An 18,221-nucleotide genomic window follows, 5' to 3' on the forward strand; every position below is an offset into this window, starting at 1 on the left:
CAATTCACTCTAGCGGCACCATTCCTCATTCCAGACTGTCAGACCAGCAGAGCTGTCAGAGTTCGACGCGGGCCCATACCCGCCTTGAGCGCGTATGTGATTGCCCTACACTTGACCGGCGAGTCGCAACACAGTCGGCTGTCCTCGAACCAGCGGCTGGACGTCTGGGGGAAGCATGCACCGCAAGAAGGTCTTCGCGACCGCTCTGGTCGGACTTGTCGCGATCTCTGCGGCCGACATCTGGGTCAGCCATCAGGTCCGCCAGGAACGCAACACCCTGCTGGACACTGTCTCCTCGGCCCGACATGAAACAGCGAAGCTCTATGACGAGCTGGGCTTCGGCGGCCTGATCCACAGCTTCAAGAACTATGTCATACGCGGTGACGAAGCGTACCGGGACAGGGTACGCACGACCGCCCACTCCATCCATATCCGGCTTGAACGCCTGGACGCCCATGGTCGCGCGCTCGGTCTCGATCCGGACCTGAGCGCCGTTCGCGACACGGTCAGCGCCTATGAGGACCGCCTGGACACCGTCCGGCTCGGTTGGGCGGATTCGCTGCCGGTATCGGACATCGACGCCCTGGTGCGAGTGGATGATGCGCCAGCGCTCGAACAGCTGGCCGCAATCGAGGCGGGATTCGAATCCGTCACCCGCCAGCGGATGGCCCGTCTCAATCGGTTGAGCGGCTTTCAGAGCGTCCTCACCCCCACGTTACAGGCCCTGATGCTGGGCTTCATCATCTTCATCTGGATGCGCATGTACAAAACGCGCATCCAGGCGGGTCGGGAAGCGCGCGCCCAGATCCGCAACCTCAATGCCTCCCTCAGGGCCCAGACCCTCACCCTAGAGCGCATGCGCGAGAGCCACGCCGCGCTGGAAAACTTCACCTCCATGGTCGCTCATGATCTCAAGGCGCCGCTGCGGCAAGCCAGCATGTTGCTGCATCTGGCCAAGCGTGCAGAGACGGAGGCCGACAGGGATGCGCACTGCGACAAGGTCAGGGAGAGCATCGAACGCGCCAACACCATTGTGGAAGGCTTCCTCAACCTGGCCCAGCTTGATGATCAGCCGCCGGAAACCTCGCTAGAGGATATCGGCGAGATTTTCAGACAGGCCGTCGATGAGCTGGCCCTTCTGCACCGCAAGGCCCCACGGCACATCCGGATTGATCCGCTCGGCGAAGCCTATTGTGATCGCGACCTGATCCGGCAGGTGGCGATCAATCTGCTGACCAACGCCTTGAAATACGCCCGCCCCGAGAAGACGCTCGACATCAGGGTCCGCGCCGTCCGCGGCGACACCATGCTGACCGTCTATGTCGAGGATAATGGCGTGGGGATTCCGCAGGAGCTGGCCGAACGCATATTCAGCCCGCATGTGCGCGGGGAGAGCCCTGAGCCGTCGGGAGCGGACGGTCGCGGACTGGGGCTAGCGCTATGCCGCACGATAATTGCGGCCCATGGCGGAGACATCCGGATGGCGCCCGGACGCTCGACCGGCGCCAGCATTCGCTTCACCCTTCCGCTGGCCCAGCCTGCCGCAAACACCCTCTAGGCGCCGCTTTCAGCCACGCTGAACCAGAAGCGCGAGATCTCGGTCAGCACCATCTGATAGCCATCAGGCGAATCCGGCTTGCGAATATATGCATTGCCCGCCTTGCCGTAGAACCGGCGCACATCCGAGCGATTGTTGGATGTGGAGAGCATCAGCACAGGAATGCCGCAATAGGATTCATCTGATTTGAGGGTTTGCGTCAGCTCCACCCCATCCATGCCTGGCATGGACAGGTCCGTCACGATCAGGTCAGGGGGCTCATGGGACCTGAGATACTCGAGCGCCTGCACTCCGTCTTCACAATAGGAGGCCTCAACATCCAGATTGCTGTCATCAAGACTGAGCTTGAGAAACATCCGATCAGTCGCATCGTCTTCCACAAACAGGATGGATTGCGTCATCGTGGACCTTACACCTGTGCCCGAAACTCATTTATACATATTTTGTACGCACTTTTCAGACTAGTCGAGAGTCCCGCCCCAAGCGCCAGCAATTCAAAGCTGTGGTTAACGATAGGTCAGAACGAACGCACGCGTCTACGATAAGCGTGTTGTTTTTTCGTCGCTTGGCGCGCAACCAGAGAATCCTAGTTTCCAAGGAACGCATCCTGTTCCCGACTTTCAATACCCAAATCCGGTCTCGCCGAATGCCCTTGATGACGCCCCTGTTTCCCGCTCTTGAGCCTTATGCGAGCGCGACCTTTTTCTCGGCTGAGGGGTATCGGATCTTCTATGAATGCTCGGGCAACGCCCAGTCGCCGACGGTCCTGTTCATCCATGGCGGCCCCGGCTCCGGCGCCAGTGCGCGTCACCGCCGCTATTTCAATCCGGGCAAGTGGAACATTGTCCTCTTTGATCAACGCGGTTGCGGTCGCTCGACACCCCTGTTCGAGCTGGAAACCAATACGCTGACCGCCCAGATCGATGACATGGAGCGCCTGCGTGAGGAGCTGGGCCTAGAGCGCTGGACCCTGTTCGGTCCCTCCTGGGGGTCGACGCTGGCGCTGGCCTACGCCCAGGCCTATCCCGAACGCCTGGACACCCTTGTCGTTGAGGGCGTCCTGCTGGGCGAACGCGAAGAGATCGACTGGTTTCACGATTGCGCGGGCGCCGGCGGGATATGGCCAGACGCGCAGCACAGGCTGATGATGGACACGCCCGAGGCGTTCAGGCGCCCCCCGGCGTTTCGCCAATGGGCGCTGGAGCGCATGCGCGAAGAGTTGGCGGAGGGGCGCCCCCATCTGGAGGGGCTTGAGGACCCGGACACGCCGATTGAAAGCCTGCGCCAGTCGATGATCTATCGCTGGAGCGAGTATGAGGAAACCCTCGCCTGGCTGGACAAGTCCCCGGAAGATATCCGCGAGGATTTCGCCGAAAGGGGACGCGACTGGCTGACGGGACACTCCCTGCTCGAGGCCTGGTATTTCAGCCATGACTGTTTTCTCGAGCCTGGCCAGTTGTTGCGCGACGCCCACAGGCTGACCATGCCCATGCATGTGATCCAGAGCCGCTATGACCTGGTCTGCCCCGGCCGGGCCGCCTACAGGCTCGCCGAAGCGGCGCCCGATGCACGCCTGCACTGGGTGGAGCGCTCGGGCCATATCATGACCGCGCCGGTCCATCGTGAAGTGCGCACCTTGTTTGAAGCGCTGGCGGCCTCGCGCCGCTGACTTCGCCGCCCGGGCCATGAGGCGTGACTCACGACCTCACCAGTCGGCCAGTGCAGCGCGCCGCCATTGGTCGGGCGCAACGCAGACATAGACATGATCGGAATCCCAGCCCATCTGCCCGACCTGGCCCGGCGCGGACGCGCTCGCAGGCGTCAGGCTCCGGGTGAGCGTCAGGCGGTCGGAGCGCACGCTCAGTCCTTCAACCCGGATCTCGCCATCAAGCGGGACCACGCGCATGGCTTCGCGCCAGGTGTTACCGTCTTCAGACACTTTGACGGTCAGGGAATCCTCGCCGGCCAGTCCGATCTCGGCGCGACCGGACCAGTCGGACTGGAACAACAGGCTGGCGGTGGCCGCGCTCCCCGCCTTGTTCATCGCAAGCCGCAGATCACCCGTCCCGCTTTCTTCCGCCGTCATCAGAACGCCCGACGACTTGATCACGACGCGGTTATAGGCGTCAGAAGCCGCGCCCACACCCAGCCCCTGTTGATGGTCAAGCTGGCGAATCTGGTCGTGAAGCGGACCCCAGCCCGCCCCGTCATGGACAAGACTGACCCCTTCGTCACGAACATATACGCCCAGCCCCGCCCAGGGCGGGATCGCCGTCCAGACGCCTTCGTGAAACACCATGAGCGTTCCCAACGGACGCGTTGACCAGTCCGCCCCCGTCGCATTCGACGGCAGGATGTACCCGTCCCCTTCTGAAGGCGTATCCGGCTGGTCGCCCAGCGCCCGGCTCAGCACGGCGGCCTGGACCAGAATATCGAGCCGGGCCAGCGCTTCGTTGACGGTGACATGCTTCTGCGCCTGGGCGGGCATCAGAAACGGCAGATCCAGGCGGGGCGTGCGTTCAGACATGAGATATCCCTTGCGCGTTTTGTGACTGTCAGAGCCTAGGGGCCGCCCTGGCGCAGGCGGATAGCGCAACCGGACTTCCGCACTGGCGAAACCGAGCAAAGGGCGGGTTTTCTAATCCGCGCGGGCGGTGTACCCACTGCGCATGACAGACTCTATCCGCTCCCTGGCCGAGGGATTTGAGGCCATAAGCGACGCGCAATGGCGCGCCCTGGCTGAAACCGCCCTCAAAGGCGCCCCGCTGGACCGGCTGGTGCGCAAGACGCTCGACGGCGTTGCGCGCGGCCCCCTGTTCACCCGTTCGGACCTTGAGAAGGTCGGCCCTCTGCCCGCGCCGGGCGCTGCGCCCTATCTGCGCGGCCTTGCGGCGGAGCGCGACCCGTACCTGCCCTGGGGTATCCGTCAGATCATCGACGACCCCGACCCCAAGGTCGCGAATGAAGCGCTGCGCGCGGATCTGTCCGGCGGGGTCAGCGAAGTGGCGCTGGCGCTGGATCCGACCGGCGCCAATGGCGTCGCCGTGCGCACGCTGGATGAGCTGAAGACCGTGCTGGACGGGGTCATGCTCGATCTCGCGCCGGTCTATCTGCAACCCTCGCGCATGGCGCCCCAATACGCCGCCCTCGCCCTCACCTACATGCAGGACCAGGGCCTGGACCTCAAAGCGCTTAGAGGCGGACTGGGCCTGTCGCCCATCGGCCAGAAATCCATGGCGGGCGGCGGGGCTGTGAACCTGCCCGAGCGCCTGCAGCGCACGGCCGAGGCCGCCGCCTGGTGCGCCGAGCATGCGCCGGGGATCAAGGTCGTCTCCATCACCGCCAACGCGCCGCATGAAGCGGGGGGCTCGGCGGTGCATGAACTGGCGTTCGCTTGCGCCGGCGGGGCGAGCTATATGCGCGCCTTCATTGATCACGGGCTGACGCCCGATCAGGCCGCCAATGCGCTGGAATTCAGCTTCGCCGCCGATGCGGACGTGCATCTGACCATCGCCAAGCTGCGCGCAGCGCGGCGGGTCTGGGCGCGGGTGGCGGACGCCTTCGGCTGTTCGCCCGAAGCGCAGGGGATGCGCATCTGCGCCATCACTTCGTCGCGCATGCTGACGGCGCGAGACGCCTGGAACAACCTGATCCGCAATGCCTGCGCCGGTCTGGGCGCGGCGGCGGGCGGCGCGGATTCCATAACCGTGCGCGCCTTCAACGAACCGCTGGGCGCCGCAACGCCCTTCGCCCGGCGCCTCGGCCGCAATCTGCAGATCATGCTGATGGAAGAAAGCCATCTGGGCGTGACGGCCGATCCGGCAGGCGGCAGCTATCTTCACGAGACGCTCGGCCATCGCCTGGCCCAGGCGGGCTGGGAGCTGTTCCAGCAGATCGAACGTCGCGGCGGCCTGTTTGAAACCGTCAAGGCGGGCTGGCTGCAGAACGAGGTCGGCAAGACGCGGGACGCCTATGTGGCGCAATACGCCGAAGGCCGCGAGGCGCTGATCGGCGTCACCCAGTTCGCCAATCTCGAGGAACGTCCCGTCGAGGCCGGCAAGCGCGACTACACGCCGCCCAAGCTCGACGCCCCGACGCTGGAGCCCCAGCCCTTCACCGGCAAACTTGAAGCCGCCAGAGCCGGGCACGCCATCCGCCTGCTCGATCTGCCCGAACAGGACTGGACGCCCTTGCGCTATATGCGCCTCGCCCAGCCATTCGAAGCGCTGCGGGACGCGGCGGACGCCCATGCGAAGAAGACCGGCAAGGCGCCGATCGCCTTTCTCGCCACGCTGGGCGCGCTCGCGGACTTCAACGCCCGCGCCAGCTTCGCCTCCAACCGCCTTGCGGTTGCGGGCGTGGAGACTGATCAGGCCAGCGAATACGCCGATATCGACGCCTGCGCGGACGCCTTCGCCCGATCAGGCTCGAAACTCGCCGTGATCTGCGGCACCGACGACGCCTATTCGGACATGGCCGAAGAGCTGGCCGAAGCCCTCAAGCAGGCCGGCGCCAGCGAGGTCTGGATCGCGGGCAAGCCGGGCCTCATCACCGGCGTGGACCACTTCATCCATATGCGCAGCCATAGTCTCGAAGATGGCGAACGCGCCCATAAGATTCTGGGAGTGAGCGCATGAGCAAGCATCCTGATTTCACCCAGATCGGCCTCGGCCAGCCCGACATCCAGCCCGGCCCCAAGGCCGAGCGTCCGCCCTTCATGACAGCCGAAGAGCTGCCGATCCAACCCGCCTATACCGCCGAGGATGTGGCCGGGCTCGATTTCATCGACGGCTATCCCGGCGCCGCGCCCTATCATCGCGGCCCCTACCCCACCATGTTCGTCCAGCGTCCCTGGACGATCCGGCAATATGCGGGCTTCTCCACGGCGGCGGAATCCAACGCCTTCTATCGCCGCAATCTCAAGGCCGGCCAGAAAGGCCTGTCGGTGGCGTTCGATCTGGCCACCCACCGCGGCTATGACAGCGACAATCCGCGCGTGATTGGCGATGTGGGCATGGCGGGCGTCGCCATCGATTCCATCCTGGACATGCGTCAGCTCTTTGATGGCATTCCGCTTGATCAGATGAGCGTGTCCATGACCATGAACGGCGCCGTGCTGCCGGTTCTGGCGCTCTATATCGTCGCCGCCGAGGAACAGGGCGTTTCCCACCAACAGCTTTCAGGAACGATCCAGAACGACATCCTGAAAGAGTTCATGGTGCGCAACACCTATATCTACCCGCCGCGCCCCTCCATGCGGATCATCTCCGACATTTTCGCGTTTACCGCCAGCGAGATGCCGCGTTTCAACTCGATCTCGATCTCCGGCTATCACATGCAGGAGGCGGGCGCCCCCGCCGATCTCGAACTCGCCTACACCATCGCCGACGGCCTCGAATACATCCGCTCGGGCGTCGAGGCGGGGCTGGATGTGGACGCCTTTGCGCCGCGTCTGAGCTTCTTCTGGGGCGTGTCCATGAACTACTTCATGGAAGTGGCGAAGATGCGGGCCGCGCGCCTGATCTGGGCCAGCCTCGTCAAGGCGCGGTTCAATCCCAAGAATGCCAAATCCCTCGCCCTGCGCACGCACAGCCAGACCTCGGGCTGGTCCCTGACGGCTCAGGACGTGTTCAACAATGTGGGCCGCACGGCGGTCGAGGCGATGGCGGCGGTGGATGGCCACACCCAGTCGCTGCACACCAACTCGCTTGATGAAGCGCTGGCCTTGCCGACCGACTTCTCGGCCCGCATTGCGCGGAACACCCAGCTGGTGCTCGAGACCGAGGCGCATCTGACCGACACCATCGATCCGTGGGGCGGCAGCTATTATGTCGAGCGGCTGACCCATGATCTGGCGGCCCGCGCGCTCGATCACATCGCCGAGGTGGACGAGCTGGGCGGCATGGCGAAAGCCATCGAGGAAGGCCTGCCCAAGCTGCGCATCGAGGAAGCGGCCGCCAAGACCCAGGCCAAGATCGATTCCGGCCTGCAGACGATTGTCGGCGTGAACAAGTTCCGCCTCAACGAGCCCGAAGACATTCCGGTTCTGAAGGTGGACAACTCAAAAGTCCGCGCCGAACAGCTCGCCAAGCTCGAAACCCTGCGCAAAAATCGCGATCCCAAGGCGGTGGAAAGCGCGCTTGAAGCGCTGACCAACGCCGCCGAGCGCGGCGGCAACCTTCTGGAGCTGTCGGTGAAGGCCGCCCGTGCGCAGGCGACGGTCGGGGAAATCTCGGACGCCATGGAAAAGGTGTTCGGCCGTCACAAGGCGGAAATCAAATCGGTTCAGGGGGTGTTCTTGAAAGCCTCAGGAGATGACGCCAAGGTCAAGAAGGCGCTTCAAGCCTCTGACGCCTTTGCCGAAAACGAAGGGCGCCGCCCGCGCATCCTGATCGCGAAAATGGGCCAGGACGGTCATGATCGCGGTCAGAAGGTCGTCGCGTCCGCCTTCGCCGATCTGGGTTGGGACGTGGATATCGGCCCGCTCTTCCAGACGCCCGAGGAAGCCGCACGTCAGGCGGTGGAGAACGACGTCCATGTCGTCGCCGCGTCATCGCTCGCCGCCGGTCACCTCACCCTGGTGCCCGAGCTCAAGAAACAGCTCGCCGAAATGGGCCGCCCCGACATCACCATCATTGTTGGCGGCGTCATCCCGCCGGAGGACGTCCCTATCCTGAAGGATATGGGCGCGGCGGCCGTCTACCCGCCCGGCACGGTGATTGCGGACAGCGCGGTGGAGCTGATTAGGATTATTGAGAGGGAAAATGGAAATTGAAGCTGATTGGGGAGCAATCATTTCCATCCTTGACGGGAATTATTCTCTCAAACCACCAATAGAACAAAACGTATATTTCGAATTACTAAAAAATCAACGACCAGCGGTGGAGAAATTGATCTCTGCCGATGGATGGAAGAACTACTATTTTCAATTTGACTGCGGGATAGGAACGTCCCCATCGCCTAGCCTATTAGCTGATTACTTATTTAAAGCCTCTATACTAGGCGAAGATGCGTTATTAACCCTGATTGATCACCTTAAGAAAAAAGAGGGTGATTACGAGCTAAGCCTACAGGCAACTTTGGGATCAATAATAGATAAAACAAACCTAAACTCAGATTCAAGATTAATCCCCATCACCGGATTAAAAGATCACAACATTGATAAAAGCACAATTTACACCCCTTCGGAACTAATGGCGCATGCCCAATTAAACACTGTCATAGAGACAAAAGTTAAAAGACAATGGAAAATAATTGAAAAAGGTGAAAATCACGAATTTTATCGCGATGAAATCATCAAACCCTTACAAATAACCTTCACTTCTCTATTGCTTTCTTTCGAAAATCCACCAGCTCTACGTTTCGACATGCCTACAATAAAACCTTCTGGGTGGGCCGAGGGGATGAGCACCGCAACCAGCACATCAGCAAGGTCTCAAGTCTCAAGGACTTCAATTTCTGAAGATCAAATCAAAATTTTGAACGATATGGCAATGAAGCTGAACGATTTAAGCGATACTGATTTTCACAAAATCTGGACAGCAATAACACGAGTTTGCTCATCATGCGTTTCCGGCCACCCTGTTGATCAGCTCATAGAACTTAGGATTGCCTTAGAAGCAATATATACAAATACGAATACCAACATTCGCAACAGTTTATCATCGAGAATAGCTAAAATAAATGCTGAAAATATTGAAGATCGAGTCACTCTATCTAAAAAGGTGAAATTAGTATATGATATTTGCTCAACAGCAGTCCACTCTGGGACCCTTCACAAAAAATATGATTTTGAAACTATAAAAAATGTTCGCCAAATAGCTTTTGAGAACATAAAGCTCTTTATCTCAAACAGTATGCCTGACTGGGCAACTTTCGACCTTGAATAACCCTACTGACAGGACCGTAAGGTGACATCCATGGTGTGAGGCTTCACGCTTGTCGTCAAAGACAAGAGCAAAGGAGCCTCCCCATGATCGTCACCACCACCCCGTCTGTCGAAGGCCGCCATATCCACGACTACAAGGGCGTCGTCACCGGCGAGGCCATTCTGGGCGCACACCTGTTCCGCGATCTGTTCGCGGGTATTCGCGACATTGTCGGCGGCCGGTCGGGCTCCTACGAGAAATCCCTGCGCGAGGCGCGCCAGATCGCCCTGTCCGAACTGGAAGACGAAGCGCGCAAGCTCGGCGCAAACGCCGTGGTGGGCGTCGATCTCGATTATGAAGTGATCGGCGAGCAAGGCTCCATGCTGATGGTGTCAGCGTCCGGCACGGCGGTGGTTCTGGGCTGATCGCTTTCTGAAGCCCTGGAACAGCATCACCCGACCGGCATGGGTTCGCCGGACAAACCGTCGAATGACAATCTTGAACCCAAACACTTGTCATCCCCCGCTTTATGCGGGGGACCCATGCCGTGACATTGCCGAAAAACCCATCGGCGGCCATGCTGGCGACATGTACTTCGTCTATCTCATGGCCAGTCAGAGAAACGGTACGCTCTATAGCGGCGTCACCAACGATCTGCTGCGCCGGGCGTATGAGCACCGCGAAGGACTGGTTGAGGGCTTCACAGAGCGCCATGGCGTCAAACGGCTCGTCTGGTTCGAGCCTCATGACAGTATTGAACACGCCATTCAGCGCGAGAAACGCATCAAGAATTATCCACGTCAGTGGAAGGTCAATCTGATTGAGGCTTAAAATCCTGAATGGGCGGATCTCTGGAACTGTCTCTCCCTCTGAAAGCGACCGGCATGGATCCCCCGCATAAAGCGGGGGATGACAGGTTGAGAAGAACACACTTCGCCCAACCCCCTATGATTAACGTGAAATTTTCGCTGATTGCCGGAAATGCTCACCTTGCGTTCATGTTTGATGCCCCATGGTGCCCGGGCTGGGCGCATCCCCAATTCCAGGGATGTTCACGCAAACAGAACCGTTCTACTGAACCGTCTGCAACATCCTTTGGGGGACATCATGATCCGCACTCTTCTTGCCGCTTCCGCGATCGCTGCGATCGCCAGCACCGCTTCTTTCGCTCAGGACTATTCCCTGAACCCGACCTACGGCACTTATTCGCTGAACGCCGGCTTCCTGCCGGACCCGTCCGAGCTGCAGATCACCGCAGGCGGCTCGCTTGACGCCTCCAGCGTCGGCTGCGCCGGCGCCATCGCCAACGCACCGGACGCGCGTCTGATGTGGGGCGGCGGCCGGATGACCATTGGCGCCACCTCCAACTCCGACACCACCCTGGTGGTGAACGGTCCGGACGGCCAGTGGTACTGCTCTGACGACGTGAACGGTCTGAACCCGGCCCTCGTCTTCAACCAGGCCGGTCAATACGACATCTGGGTCGGCGTCTATGCGGGCAGCACCGCCCCGGCGACCCTGTACGTCACCGAATACTAGAGTCCGGCCTCAGGCCTGACGGTAGAGCGGCGTCTTCGGGCGCCGCTTTTTTGTTGGCGCGATGAGACCGCCCCTGTTTCGCCACGCGTTTCGGGTTACCTTGTGCTGAAGCAGCTATTGGAGGCCTCCCACATGCGACGCGCCCTTCTTCTCAGCCTGACCGCCCTGAGCCTCGCAGCCTGCGCCTCCGGTCCGGGACCCGTCTACGGTCCGGCGAGCAGCTATTCGAACGGGACGGGCTATTCCGACTACCGGATCGAGAATGACCGCTGGCGCGTGCGCTATACCGGCGCCAACGGTCAGGATGAGGACGATGTGGAGCGGTTCGCCCTGCGTCGGGCGGGCGAGATCGCCCTGACCCACGGCTTTGACTGGTTCACGGTGGTCCACCGCCAGGTCGACACCGAAGGCGATGCGAACGAACGCCCGGTGCGTGTTGGCGGCTCGCTGGGCCAGACCTTCGGCTCGGGCGGTTTCCGCGGCTCCAGCGTCGGGGTCGGCATTGCGATCAATCCGGGCGCCGGCAAGACCCGGACCGAGATCAGCCTCGAAGTCATCGCGGGACGCGGAGAGCCGCGCCCCGATGGCGCCTATGACGCCGCCCGCATGGCCAACCCCGCAGGGGCTTACGCCGGCGGCACGCTCTAGTCCGGCTTGCAGCGCAGCGCGAACGGGGCGAGTCTCAGGGCTGTGGTATTCAGCAACGAGGCGGGCATGCGCGCGCACCTACTCACCGGATCAATGGCGCTCACCCTGCTCGCGGGCTGCGGGATCTCGACAACGACCTCCTTTGTCAGCCCGCCCCTGAGCGCCTATGGCCCCGCCAGCGCCAGCATGAGCGGCATGGGGTATGACGCGCTGCAGGTCGGTCCGCAGCAATGGCGCGTCTAGTATACCGGTCATGCCGGCGCCAGCGAACTACTGGTGGAGCAATACGCCTTGCGCCATGCCGCCGAAGTGGCCGCGACTGCAGGCTATGACTGGTTCCGCGTCACCTATGATGACAACACCCGGCATGCCAACGGCTATCGCCCCGTCAGCCGGACGGGTGAAATCACCCCCGCCTATATGGAGGAGGTCGAGCGCACCGGTCCGATGGGGATCGTTCGCAACTGGGTGTTCCGGGAAGGCCCGCAGGGGCAAATCACCGCCATTCTCGATATTGAAGCCGGACGGGGATCCCGTCCGGGCGGCGCCTATGATCCCGTCGCCATCCTCAGCTCCTACCCCTGATCTGATGATCGGGAACAAATCCGCTTGCCCCGCGCGCCGGCTCGCGTTTGAACACTGCCATGACTGATGCGCTCGCAGACAAGCTGATCGACGGGGACCGCGCCGCGCTCGCCCGCGGAATCACCCTGGTGGAGTCCACCCGCGCCGACCATCAGGCCCGGGCGCGCGAGCTGTTGACCGCGGTGATGGACCGGACCGGAAAGGCCTGGCGCATCGGGCTGACGGGCGTGCCGGGCGTGGGCAAGTCCACCCTGATCGAGCGCTTGGGCGGGCATCTGACCGATGCAGGCCGCAAGGTCGCCGTGCTGGCGGTAGACCCCTCATCCTCGCGCACCAAGGGGTCGATCCTCGGAGACAAGACCCGCATGGGCGCCCTGGCGGTGGACCGCAACGCCTTCATCCGCCCCTCCCCCAGCGCCGGTTCGCTGGGCGGCGTCGCGCGCAAGACCCGCGAATCCATGCTGCTGTGTGAAGCGGCGGGCTATGACGTGGTGATCGTGGAGACCGTGGGCGTGGGCCAGTCCGAAACCGTGGTCGCGGACATGGTGGACGTGTTTGTCGCGCTGATGCTGCCCGGCGCCGGGGACGAGCTGCAGGGCATCAAGAAGGGCCTTCTGGAGCTGGCCGAGATCCTGTTCGTGAACAAGGCCGATGGCGAGAACGAGACCCGCGCACGCCGCGCCCAGCGCGATCTGGAAGCCGCGCTGCATCTGTTCGCGCCCGTCAGTCCGCACTGGAACCCGGCTGTCCTGCGCGGTTCCGGCCTCACTGGTGAGGGCATCGAAGCGTTGTGGGATACGGTGATGAAACACCGCAAGGCGCTGGAGAGCGCGGGCGCGCTCGAGCAGAAGCGCTCCGGCCAGCAGGTGCGCTGGTTGTGGTCCATGGTGGAAGAGCGCGTCCTGCAGAGCTTCCACGCCGATCCCGAGATCCGGAAACTGGCGCCAGAGCTCGAACGCGCCGTGTCAGACGGGCGGCTGCCCGCCAGTGAAGCCGCAGAGCGGCTCTGGCGGGCCAATCGCCCGGCCAAGACCGACTAGTTCGACAGGGCTTTCGCCTGCTTCACCCACTCATCGCGCTCGATGCGGCCGCGGCCATTGATGGCCGCGTCCATGCGCGCCACGTCTTCATCACTCCAGTTGGCGATCTGCGCCAGAGACGTCACGCCCAGCTCGGCCAGGCTGGCCGCAGCCTTCGGGCCCAGCCCCTTGATCTTGGTCAGATCATCACTGACCGGCGCCGTCTCAGTTTCAGGCTCGGCCAAAGGCTCCTTGGGAGCCGCACTCGCCTTGGGCTTTGGCGCGGCTTTCTTCTCGACCTTCTCGGCCTTTGCAGGCGCCTCTGCCGGAGTCACAAGTTCCGGCGCCGCTTCCTGCAACAGATCCGCCGCACGCTTTTTCGGCGCAGCCGATTCCGCCTTGGGCTCAGCCTCGGCATCGACATCCAGGGTCGTGGTGGCGTGCGAGTGCGGCCCCTTGGCCGGCTCCAACAGCCCCTTGGGCCCGGATTTGGGCGCCTCGTCGGACTTGCCGTGCAGAATCCAGCCCGTCACGACGCCGCCAATGAAGGCCAGCAGCAACAGGATCCACATATTCCAGATCAGCCACATCATCAGCCTTGTTCCTCTTCAGTATCGGTCGTCGCAAGGTCCGGGACAGAGACCGGCGTCAGGGTGAATTGGATCGCCTCGGGCGCGCCCAGCGGCGCCGCCTGGGCCAGAAAACGCGCGCGTTCAACGCCGGCTTCCGCCATGGCGCCGGCGGCGGCCTCGCCACGCATCAGGGCCAGGCTGGCGCCTTCATCGCCGGGCTCGTCCGCCCGCACCGCGATGATCAGGTCTCCCGCCTCGACACAGGCGGCGTAGACTTCGCCCGCACGGCGCAACGCCGCCCGACTCTCCCCGGTCAGAATGCTGCGCCCCGGAGCAAAGGCGATCGGACGGCGTCCCAACGCGCCCTTGATCAGAAGTTCGCACAGGCGCGGATCGGAGAGGCTCGCCTCATAGCTTTCGCCATCCGCCCGCACCAGCGCCGCCGCCGCGAAGCCGTCCGGCGCGGTTTCAAACATGCGGCGCACATCCCGCGCCGCCGCCGAGCTGGGCGCCAGTCCGGTCAGAGCCGCCCGGTCGCGGGTCACAAGGCCTGCGCCCGCATCCAGCTCGCCCAGCGCACGGATGGTTTCGGTCACCATGACCCCCCAGCCTGCGGGGGCGGCGCCAGGCGCCAGTCGGAAATCCGTATCCACGCGCCCCGAGCTGACATCCCCCGCCAGCCCGGCCAGGCGCTCACCGGTTTCCGCATCCGGAACAAGCCCACTCAGGCGCATCCGTCCGCCCGTCAGGTCCAGACGCAAGGCGAAGCTTTCCGCCTCGCCCGGCAAGCGGGTCTGATCGATCACCCGGGTCACCCCGCCGGCCACGACGCCGCCCGCCCAGCTGGCGGTGGACACGGCCTGAAGCGCGCTTTGTCGCGCTTGCCGCGACGGGGCGAGCCCGCTCAGCGTCGCGGTCTGACCATTCATCTCCACACGAGCCCACTCATCCGCCCGGAGCGCGTAAAGCGCATCATCCGCCGCGCCCTGCAGCCGATCCTCCAGAACGCTGGCGGACATGGGGCTGGCGTGAATCGCGACGCCCCCCAGCACCAGGAAGACGGCGCCCGCTATGAGAGCGGTTTTTCGGCGTGGAGACAGCATGATCTGATCCCGTGAATCGGCGAATTCATCCGCCTCATCATACGCAATCGCGCGAAGCGGTCGAACTGGAAACTGCGCAGTTGCACAATCAGTTCCATACAGGGAGAGGATCATGGCGCTTTTATGCGCCACGATGGCGCCCCGCCCTCAATCGCTGAACGGACGCCCTGTCCTCTGCATCAGCGCACTGCGCTCATCATAGGCCTGGCGCGCCGCATCCTGATCGTCAAAGGCGTACAGCTCGAACCGGTCATCCAGATCACAGCTCAGCCCCAGAACATAGAAGTCGGGCCATCGCTTGAGCGCCACCGCAGACTGGGTCGCGTCCCATTCGGCCTTGGCAAGCAGCGGCGGCTCTTCATCCCCCGCCGTAGTCCAGGCTTCGTCTTCACTGATCCTGCGCATCTGACGCCCCCGTCATTTCACTCATCCCCAAAGCTGAAGGGGGCCGCGCCCCGCAAGTGCGGATCGACCCGCAGGCTGCGCTGCATGGGCGGGAAAGCCCGCACGGGACAGTCATTGCGGTCACACAGGCGGCATGACAAGCCGATCGGCGTGAAACGCTCGCCCGGATCATAGACAATGCGCTCCTGCGCGCTCACCTCGCATCCGACGGCCACGGCGTTGAGCGCCGCCGAACCATCCGCCAGGGGCCGCGTGACGGCGCGAGAGATGGAAATGAAGCGGCTGCCATCGGTCAGCTCCAGCCCCTGCACATGCAGGGTTTCGGGCGCGCGGAACACGTCATAGAGCCGCCAGCGGGCGCAACCGCCGCCCGAACGGGCGAACGCCAGCACCCCGCCCCCGAAGCGCTTGGTCACATTGCCCGCCTGGTCCGTGCGGATCATGAAGAAGGGCACGCCGCGGGCGCCGGGGCGATGCAGCGTGGTCAGCCTGTGGCAGACCTGCTCAAAACTCACCTCGAACTTCCGGCGCAGGGCGTCGATATCGTATTTCGACCGCTCCGCCGCCTCGAAGAAGGGCTGATAGGGCATCATCAGCGCCGCAGCGGCGTAACTGGCGAGCGTGGAGCGCAGCATTGCCCGGGCGTCCTCACTCAATCCCGCCGCACGGTGGGCTTCCTGATCGAGCACATCGCCGAGTTCGAGATTGACCAGGGTCACCGCCAGATGAAAGACCCGGCCCGAGGGCTCGAGCAGATCGGACAGCAAGAGCTTGCGCGCGTGAAAGTCAAAGCGCCGCAAGGCCCCGCCCATCACGGCGTCATCATAGATCCGGACCGCCGCCCCGTGTGAGGATTTCAGGCGCGCGGTCAGCGCCGCGCCCAGATCGCCATGATCCTCAAGCCCGGCGCGGAACCGGTCGCAGGCGTCTTCGATCGACGGGAAATAGTTGGAGGCCGCATCCAGGGCGTCACGCACCTCTTCGAGCGGACTGAGGATCGCCCCGCCCTCTTCCCCCGTTGCCCGCAGGGCGAGGTCGGCGGCAGCGGCATTGCTCTCGCGATAGGCCTGGTGAAGCTTGGCCAGCGCCTCGGCGGCGCGGGGATGGGCGTCGGCCAGCTCCTGCACGTCGCGGGCATCGAGATCCGTGCTCTTGAGCACCGGGTCGGCGGCGGCCTCTTTGAGGTCGGCAAGCAATTGACGGTCGCTTTCCGCCGCAAAGGCGCGCACATCCACATCAAAGGCTTCCGCCAGCGACAGCAGCACCCGCGCCGTCACCGGGCGCTGATTGCGCTCAAGCAGATTCAGATAGCTTGGCGAGACATTGAGGCTCTCGGCGAACTGGGCCTGGGTCTGCCCGAGCTCCTTGCGCAGGCGACGCAGGCGCGCTCCCGCGAAGAGCTTTTCCTGATTGGCGCTCATTTGTAAATCTATTTACATCCATACAGGCTTACAAGTATGTATCGTATACCTCGTATCCTCTTTTTATGCAATGGGGCGCTAGCCTCGCTGCAGCTGCGTTGTAAGGTCATTGACAACCAAGTTTGCAATTAAAGGGGCAACCCCGATGACCACGTTCTATGATCTGGTTCCCGCCGCCGCCAAAGGCCGCTTTGACGGCATCGAGCGCAACTACACGCCCGAAGACGTCCTGAAGCTGCGCGGTTCCGTGCAGATCCAGCACACCCTCGCCGAGCGCGGCGCAGCCAAGCTGTGGGAGCTGATCACCACCGAGCCCTATATCAACGCGCTGGGCGCGCTGTCCGGCAACCAGGCCATGCAGATGGTCCGCGCGGGCCTGAAAGCCATCTACCTGTCCGGTTGGCAGGTCGCCGCCGACGCCAACACCGCCGGCGCCATGTATCCCGACCAGTCGCTCTACCCGGCGAACTCGGCTCCGGAACTGGCCAAGAAGATCAACCGCACCCTGCAGCGCGCCGACCAGATCGAAGTCGCTGAAAAGGGCAAGGCCGAGCGCGACTGGTTCGCTCCGATCGTGGCGGACGCCGAAGCCGGCTTTGGCGGCACGCTGAACTGCTATGAGATCATGCGCGCCTTCATCGAGGCCGGCGCTTCGGGCGTTCACTTCGAAGACCAGGTCGCAGCTGAGAAGAAATGCGGACACCTGGGCGGCAAGGTTCTGATCCCGACCAGCCAGCACGAGCGCAACCTGAACGCTGCGCGCCTCGCCGCCGACGTCATGGGCGTCCCGACCCTGACCGTGGCCCGCACCGACGCGGAATCGGCGACCCTGATCAACTCTGACGTTGATGAGCGCGACCACGAATTCATCGATTATGACGCGGGCCGCACCGCGGAAGGCTTCTACCGTCTCAAGCCGGGCATGGGCGTGGATCACTGCATCAAGCGCGGTCTCGCCTACGCCAAGGTCGCCGACCTGCTGTGGTGGGAAACCTCCAAGCCGAACCTTGAAGAAGCCAAACGCTTCGCCGAGGCGATCCAGAAAGCCTATCCGGGCAAGATGATGGCGTACAACTGCTCGCCGTCCTTCAACTGGGAAGCCAATCTGGACAAGGCCACCATCGAGACCTACCAGCGTGAGCTGGGCGCGATGGGCTACAAGTTCCAGTTCGTGACGCTGGCGGGCTTCCACCAGCTCAACCACGGCATGTTCCAGCTGGCCTCGGGCTACCGCGATCGCGGCATGGGCGCCTATTCCGAACTGCAACAGGCCGAGTTCGCTTCGGAGAAAGATGGCTACACCGCCACCCGTCACCAGCGCGAAGTGGGCACCGGCTATTTCGATCTCGTGAACATGACCCTGTCGGGCGGCCAGGCCTCCACGACCGCCATGGGCGCGTCCACCGAGACCGACCAGTTCAAGACCGACGCAGCGGAGTAATCCGCTCGACCGAGCTCAGGGCTTGCGTTGGTGGACACGCGAGCCCTGACTGAGGGCGCTGA

18 protein-coding genes and 1 pseudogene are annotated in these 18,221 nt (G+C 63.1%); 13 read left to right on the forward strand and 6 right to left on the reverse strand.

Annotation, left to right across the window (positions count from 1 at the left end; all coding sequences use genetic code 11):
- Nucleotides 1-175: 175 nt before the first annotated feature.
- On the forward strand, nt 176-1,558 hold the full coding sequence (locus B2Z70_RS08200; protein ID WP_292982392.1) for a sensor histidine kinase: 1,383 nt from the start codon (nt 176-178) through the stop codon (nt 1,556-1,558).
- On the opposite strand, the gene B2Z70_RS08205 is transcribed toward B2Z70_RS08200, so the two are convergent.
- Nucleotides 1,555-1,959 (reverse strand): response regulator, encoded by a 405-nt coding sequence (locus B2Z70_RS08205; protein ID WP_292982394.1) that lies wholly within the window; start codon nt 1,957-1,959, stop codon nt 1,555-1,557. The two genes, B2Z70_RS08200 and B2Z70_RS08205, sit on opposite strands and share 4 nt — an antisense overlap.
- A 254-nt stretch (nt 1,960-2,213) precedes the next feature.
- On the opposite strand from B2Z70_RS08205, the gene B2Z70_RS08210 reads away from it, so the two are divergent.
- Nucleotides 2,214-3,227, forward strand: a complete 1,014-nt coding sequence (locus B2Z70_RS08210; protein WP_292982396.1) for an alpha/beta fold hydrolase — start codon at nt 2,214-2,216, stop codon at nt 3,225-3,227.
- A 36-nt stretch (nt 3,228-3,263) separates the two neighbouring features.
- Here the strand turns inward: B2Z70_RS08210 and B2Z70_RS08215 are convergent, their stop codons facing one another.
- Entirely contained in the window at nt 3,264-4,085 is an 822-nt protein-coding gene (locus B2Z70_RS08215) for a DUF2793 domain-containing protein (RefSeq protein ID WP_292982398.1), read from the reverse strand.
- A 142-nt stretch (nt 4,086-4,227) separates the two neighbouring features.
- On the opposite strand from B2Z70_RS08215, the gene B2Z70_RS08220 reads away from it, so the two are divergent.
- From B2Z70_RS08220 to meaB, 10 genes and pseudogenes are all read left to right on the forward strand, one after another.
- Entirely contained in the window at nt 4,228-6,195 is a 1,968-nt protein-coding gene (locus B2Z70_RS08220) for a methylmalonyl-CoA mutase family protein (protein WP_292982400.1), read from the forward strand.
- Nucleotides 6,192-8,333, forward strand: a complete 2,142-nt coding sequence (gene scpA, locus B2Z70_RS08225) for a methylmalonyl-CoA mutase (RefSeq protein ID WP_292982402.1) — start codon at nt 6,192-6,194, stop codon at nt 8,331-8,333. The genes B2Z70_RS08220 and scpA overlap by 4 nt, the downstream gene beginning before the upstream one ends.
- Complete coding sequence (locus tag B2Z70_RS08230; RefSeq protein WP_292982403.1) at nt 8,323-9,447, forward strand: HEPN domain-containing protein; 1,125 nt, start codon at nt 8,323-8,325, stop codon at nt 9,445-9,447. Before scpA ends, B2Z70_RS08230 begins: the two co-directional genes overlap by 11 nt.
- An 83-nt stretch (nt 9,448-9,530) precedes the next feature.
- On the forward strand, nt 9,531-9,851 hold the full coding sequence (locus B2Z70_RS08235; protein ID WP_009800528.1) for a heavy metal-binding domain-containing protein: 321 nt from the start codon (nt 9,531-9,533) through the stop codon (nt 9,849-9,851).
- A gap of 163 nt (nt 9,852-10,014) precedes the next feature.
- Nucleotides 10,015-10,257 (forward strand): GIY-YIG nuclease family protein, encoded by a 243-nt coding sequence (locus tag B2Z70_RS08240; protein ID WP_348764670.1) that lies wholly within the window; start codon nt 10,015-10,017, stop codon nt 10,255-10,257.
- 276 nt (nt 10,258-10,533) lie between these two features.
- A complete protein-coding gene (locus B2Z70_RS08245; RefSeq protein WP_292982405.1) occupies nt 10,534-10,965 on the forward strand; it encodes a peptidase S1 in 432 nt (143 codons plus the stop codon).
- A 132-nt stretch (nt 10,966-11,097) separates the two neighbouring features.
- Nucleotides 11,098-11,613, forward strand: a complete 516-nt coding sequence (locus B2Z70_RS08250; protein ID WP_292982407.1) for a CC0125/CC1285 family lipoprotein — start codon at nt 11,098-11,100, stop codon at nt 11,611-11,613.
- A 66-nt stretch (nt 11,614-11,679) separates the two neighbouring features.
- A complete protein-coding gene (locus B2Z70_RS08255; protein ID WP_292982409.1) occupies nt 11,680-11,856 on the forward strand; it encodes a hypothetical protein in 177 nt (58 codons plus the stop codon).
- Nucleotides 11,857-11,868: 12 nt separating this feature from the next.
- Nucleotides 11,869-12,198 (forward strand): annotated as a pseudogene (locus B2Z70_RS08260) (CC0125/CC1285 family lipoprotein); the annotation flags it as partial.
- A 59-nt stretch (nt 12,199-12,257) separates the two neighbouring features.
- A complete protein-coding gene (gene meaB, locus B2Z70_RS08265) occupies nt 12,258-13,238 on the forward strand; it encodes a methylmalonyl Co-A mutase-associated GTPase MeaB (RefSeq protein ID WP_009800533.1) in 981 nt (326 codons plus the stop codon).
- On the opposite strand, the gene B2Z70_RS08270 is transcribed toward meaB, so the two are convergent.
- The 4 genes from B2Z70_RS08270 to B2Z70_RS08285 form a co-directional block, all read right to left on the reverse strand.
- Nucleotides 13,235-13,810: a helix-hairpin-helix domain-containing protein gene (locus B2Z70_RS08270; RefSeq protein ID WP_009800534.1), complete on the reverse strand. Its 576-nt coding sequence runs from the start codon at nt 13,808-13,810 to the stop codon at nt 13,235-13,237. The genes meaB and B2Z70_RS08270 overlap by 4 nt on opposite strands.
- Entirely contained in the window at nt 13,810-14,892 is a 1,083-nt protein-coding gene (locus tag B2Z70_RS08275) for a hypothetical protein (protein WP_292982414.1), read from the reverse strand. The genes B2Z70_RS08270 and B2Z70_RS08275 overlap by 1 nt, the downstream gene beginning before the upstream one ends.
- A gap of 147 nt (nt 14,893-15,039) precedes the next feature.
- Nucleotides 15,040-15,297 (reverse strand): hypothetical protein, encoded by a 258-nt coding sequence (locus B2Z70_RS08280; protein ID WP_292982416.1) that lies wholly within the window; start codon nt 15,295-15,297, stop codon nt 15,040-15,042.
- Between the two features lie 17 nt (nt 15,298-15,314).
- Nucleotides 15,315-16,718 carry a helix-turn-helix domain-containing protein gene (locus tag B2Z70_RS08285; RefSeq protein WP_009800537.1) on the reverse strand — a complete coding sequence of 468 codons (1,404 nt, stop codon included), beginning with the start codon at nt 16,716-16,718 and terminating at the stop codon, nt 15,315-15,317.
- 145 nt (nt 16,719-16,863) lie between these two features.
- Between B2Z70_RS08285 and aceA the strand changes: the two genes are divergently transcribed.
- Nucleotides 16,864-18,159, forward strand: a complete 1,296-nt coding sequence (gene aceA, locus B2Z70_RS08290) for an isocitrate lyase (RefSeq protein WP_009800538.1) — start codon at nt 16,864-16,866, stop codon at nt 18,157-18,159.
- Nucleotides 18,160-18,221 lie beyond the last annotated feature (62 nt).

The organism is Oceanicaulis sp. UBA6590 (genome assembly GCF_002433705.1).
Lineage (GTDB): Bacteria > Pseudomonadota > Alphaproteobacteria > Caulobacterales > Maricaulaceae > Oceanicaulis.

What these genes read in the sequence shown, in the direction of transcription:
- B2Z70_RS08255 (WP_292982409.1), top strand. Translation starts at nt 11,680, where the DNA reads ATGCGCGCGCACCTACTCACCGGATCAATGGCGCTCACCCTGCTCGCG.
- scpA (WP_292982402.1), top strand. Translation starts at nt 6,192, where the DNA reads ATGAGCAAGCATCCTGATTTCACCCAGATCGGCCTCGGCCAGCCCGAC.
- B2Z70_RS08285 (WP_009800537.1), bottom strand. Translation starts at nt 16,718, where the DNA reads ATGAGCGCCAATCAGGAAAAGCTCTTCGCGGGAGCGCGCCTGCGTCGC.
- aceA (WP_009800538.1), top strand. Translation starts at nt 16,864, where the DNA reads ATGACCACGTTCTATGATCTGGTTCCCGCCGCCGCCAAAGGCCGCTTT.
- B2Z70_RS08230 (WP_292982403.1), top strand. Translation starts at nt 8,323, where the DNA reads ATGGAAATTGAAGCTGATTGGGGAGCAATCATTTCCATCCTTGACGGG.
- B2Z70_RS08270 (WP_009800534.1), bottom strand. Translation starts at nt 13,810, where the DNA reads ATGATGTGGCTGATCTGGAATATGTGGATCCTGTTGCTGCTGGCCTTC.
- B2Z70_RS08215 (WP_292982398.1), bottom strand. Translation starts at nt 4,085, where the DNA reads ATGTCTGAACGCACGCCCCGCCTGGATCTGCCGTTTCTGATGCCCGCC.
- B2Z70_RS08240 (WP_348764670.1), top strand. Translation starts at nt 10,015, where the DNA reads ATGTACTTCGTCTATCTCATGGCCAGTCAGAGAAACGGTACGCTCTAT.
- B2Z70_RS08250 (WP_292982407.1), top strand. Translation starts at nt 11,098, where the DNA reads ATGCGACGCGCCCTTCTTCTCAGCCTGACCGCCCTGAGCCTCGCAGCC.
- B2Z70_RS08275 (WP_292982414.1), bottom strand. Translation starts at nt 14,892, where the DNA reads ATGCTGTCTCCACGCCGAAAAACCGCTCTCATAGCGGGCGCCGTCTTC.
- B2Z70_RS08205 (WP_292982394.1), bottom strand. Translation starts at nt 1,959, where the DNA reads ATGACGCAATCCATCCTGTTTGTGGAAGACGATGCGACTGATCGGATG.
- B2Z70_RS08210 (WP_292982396.1), top strand. Translation starts at nt 2,214, where the DNA reads ATGACGCCCCTGTTTCCCGCTCTTGAGCCTTATGCGAGCGCGACCTTT.
- B2Z70_RS08220 (WP_292982400.1), top strand. Translation starts at nt 4,228, where the DNA reads ATGACAGACTCTATCCGCTCCCTGGCCGAGGGATTTGAGGCCATAAGC.
- B2Z70_RS08235 (WP_009800528.1), top strand. Translation starts at nt 9,531, where the DNA reads ATGATCGTCACCACCACCCCGTCTGTCGAAGGCCGCCATATCCACGAC.
- B2Z70_RS08245 (WP_292982405.1), top strand. Translation starts at nt 10,534, where the DNA reads ATGATCCGCACTCTTCTTGCCGCTTCCGCGATCGCTGCGATCGCCAGC.
- B2Z70_RS08280 (WP_292982416.1), bottom strand. Translation starts at nt 15,297, where the DNA reads ATGCGCAGGATCAGTGAAGACGAAGCCTGGACTACGGCGGGGGATGAA.
- B2Z70_RS08200 (WP_292982392.1), top strand. Translation starts at nt 176, where the DNA reads ATGCACCGCAAGAAGGTCTTCGCGACCGCTCTGGTCGGACTTGTCGCG.
- meaB (WP_009800533.1), top strand. Translation starts at nt 12,258, where the DNA reads ATGACTGATGCGCTCGCAGACAAGCTGATCGACGGGGACCGCGCCGCG.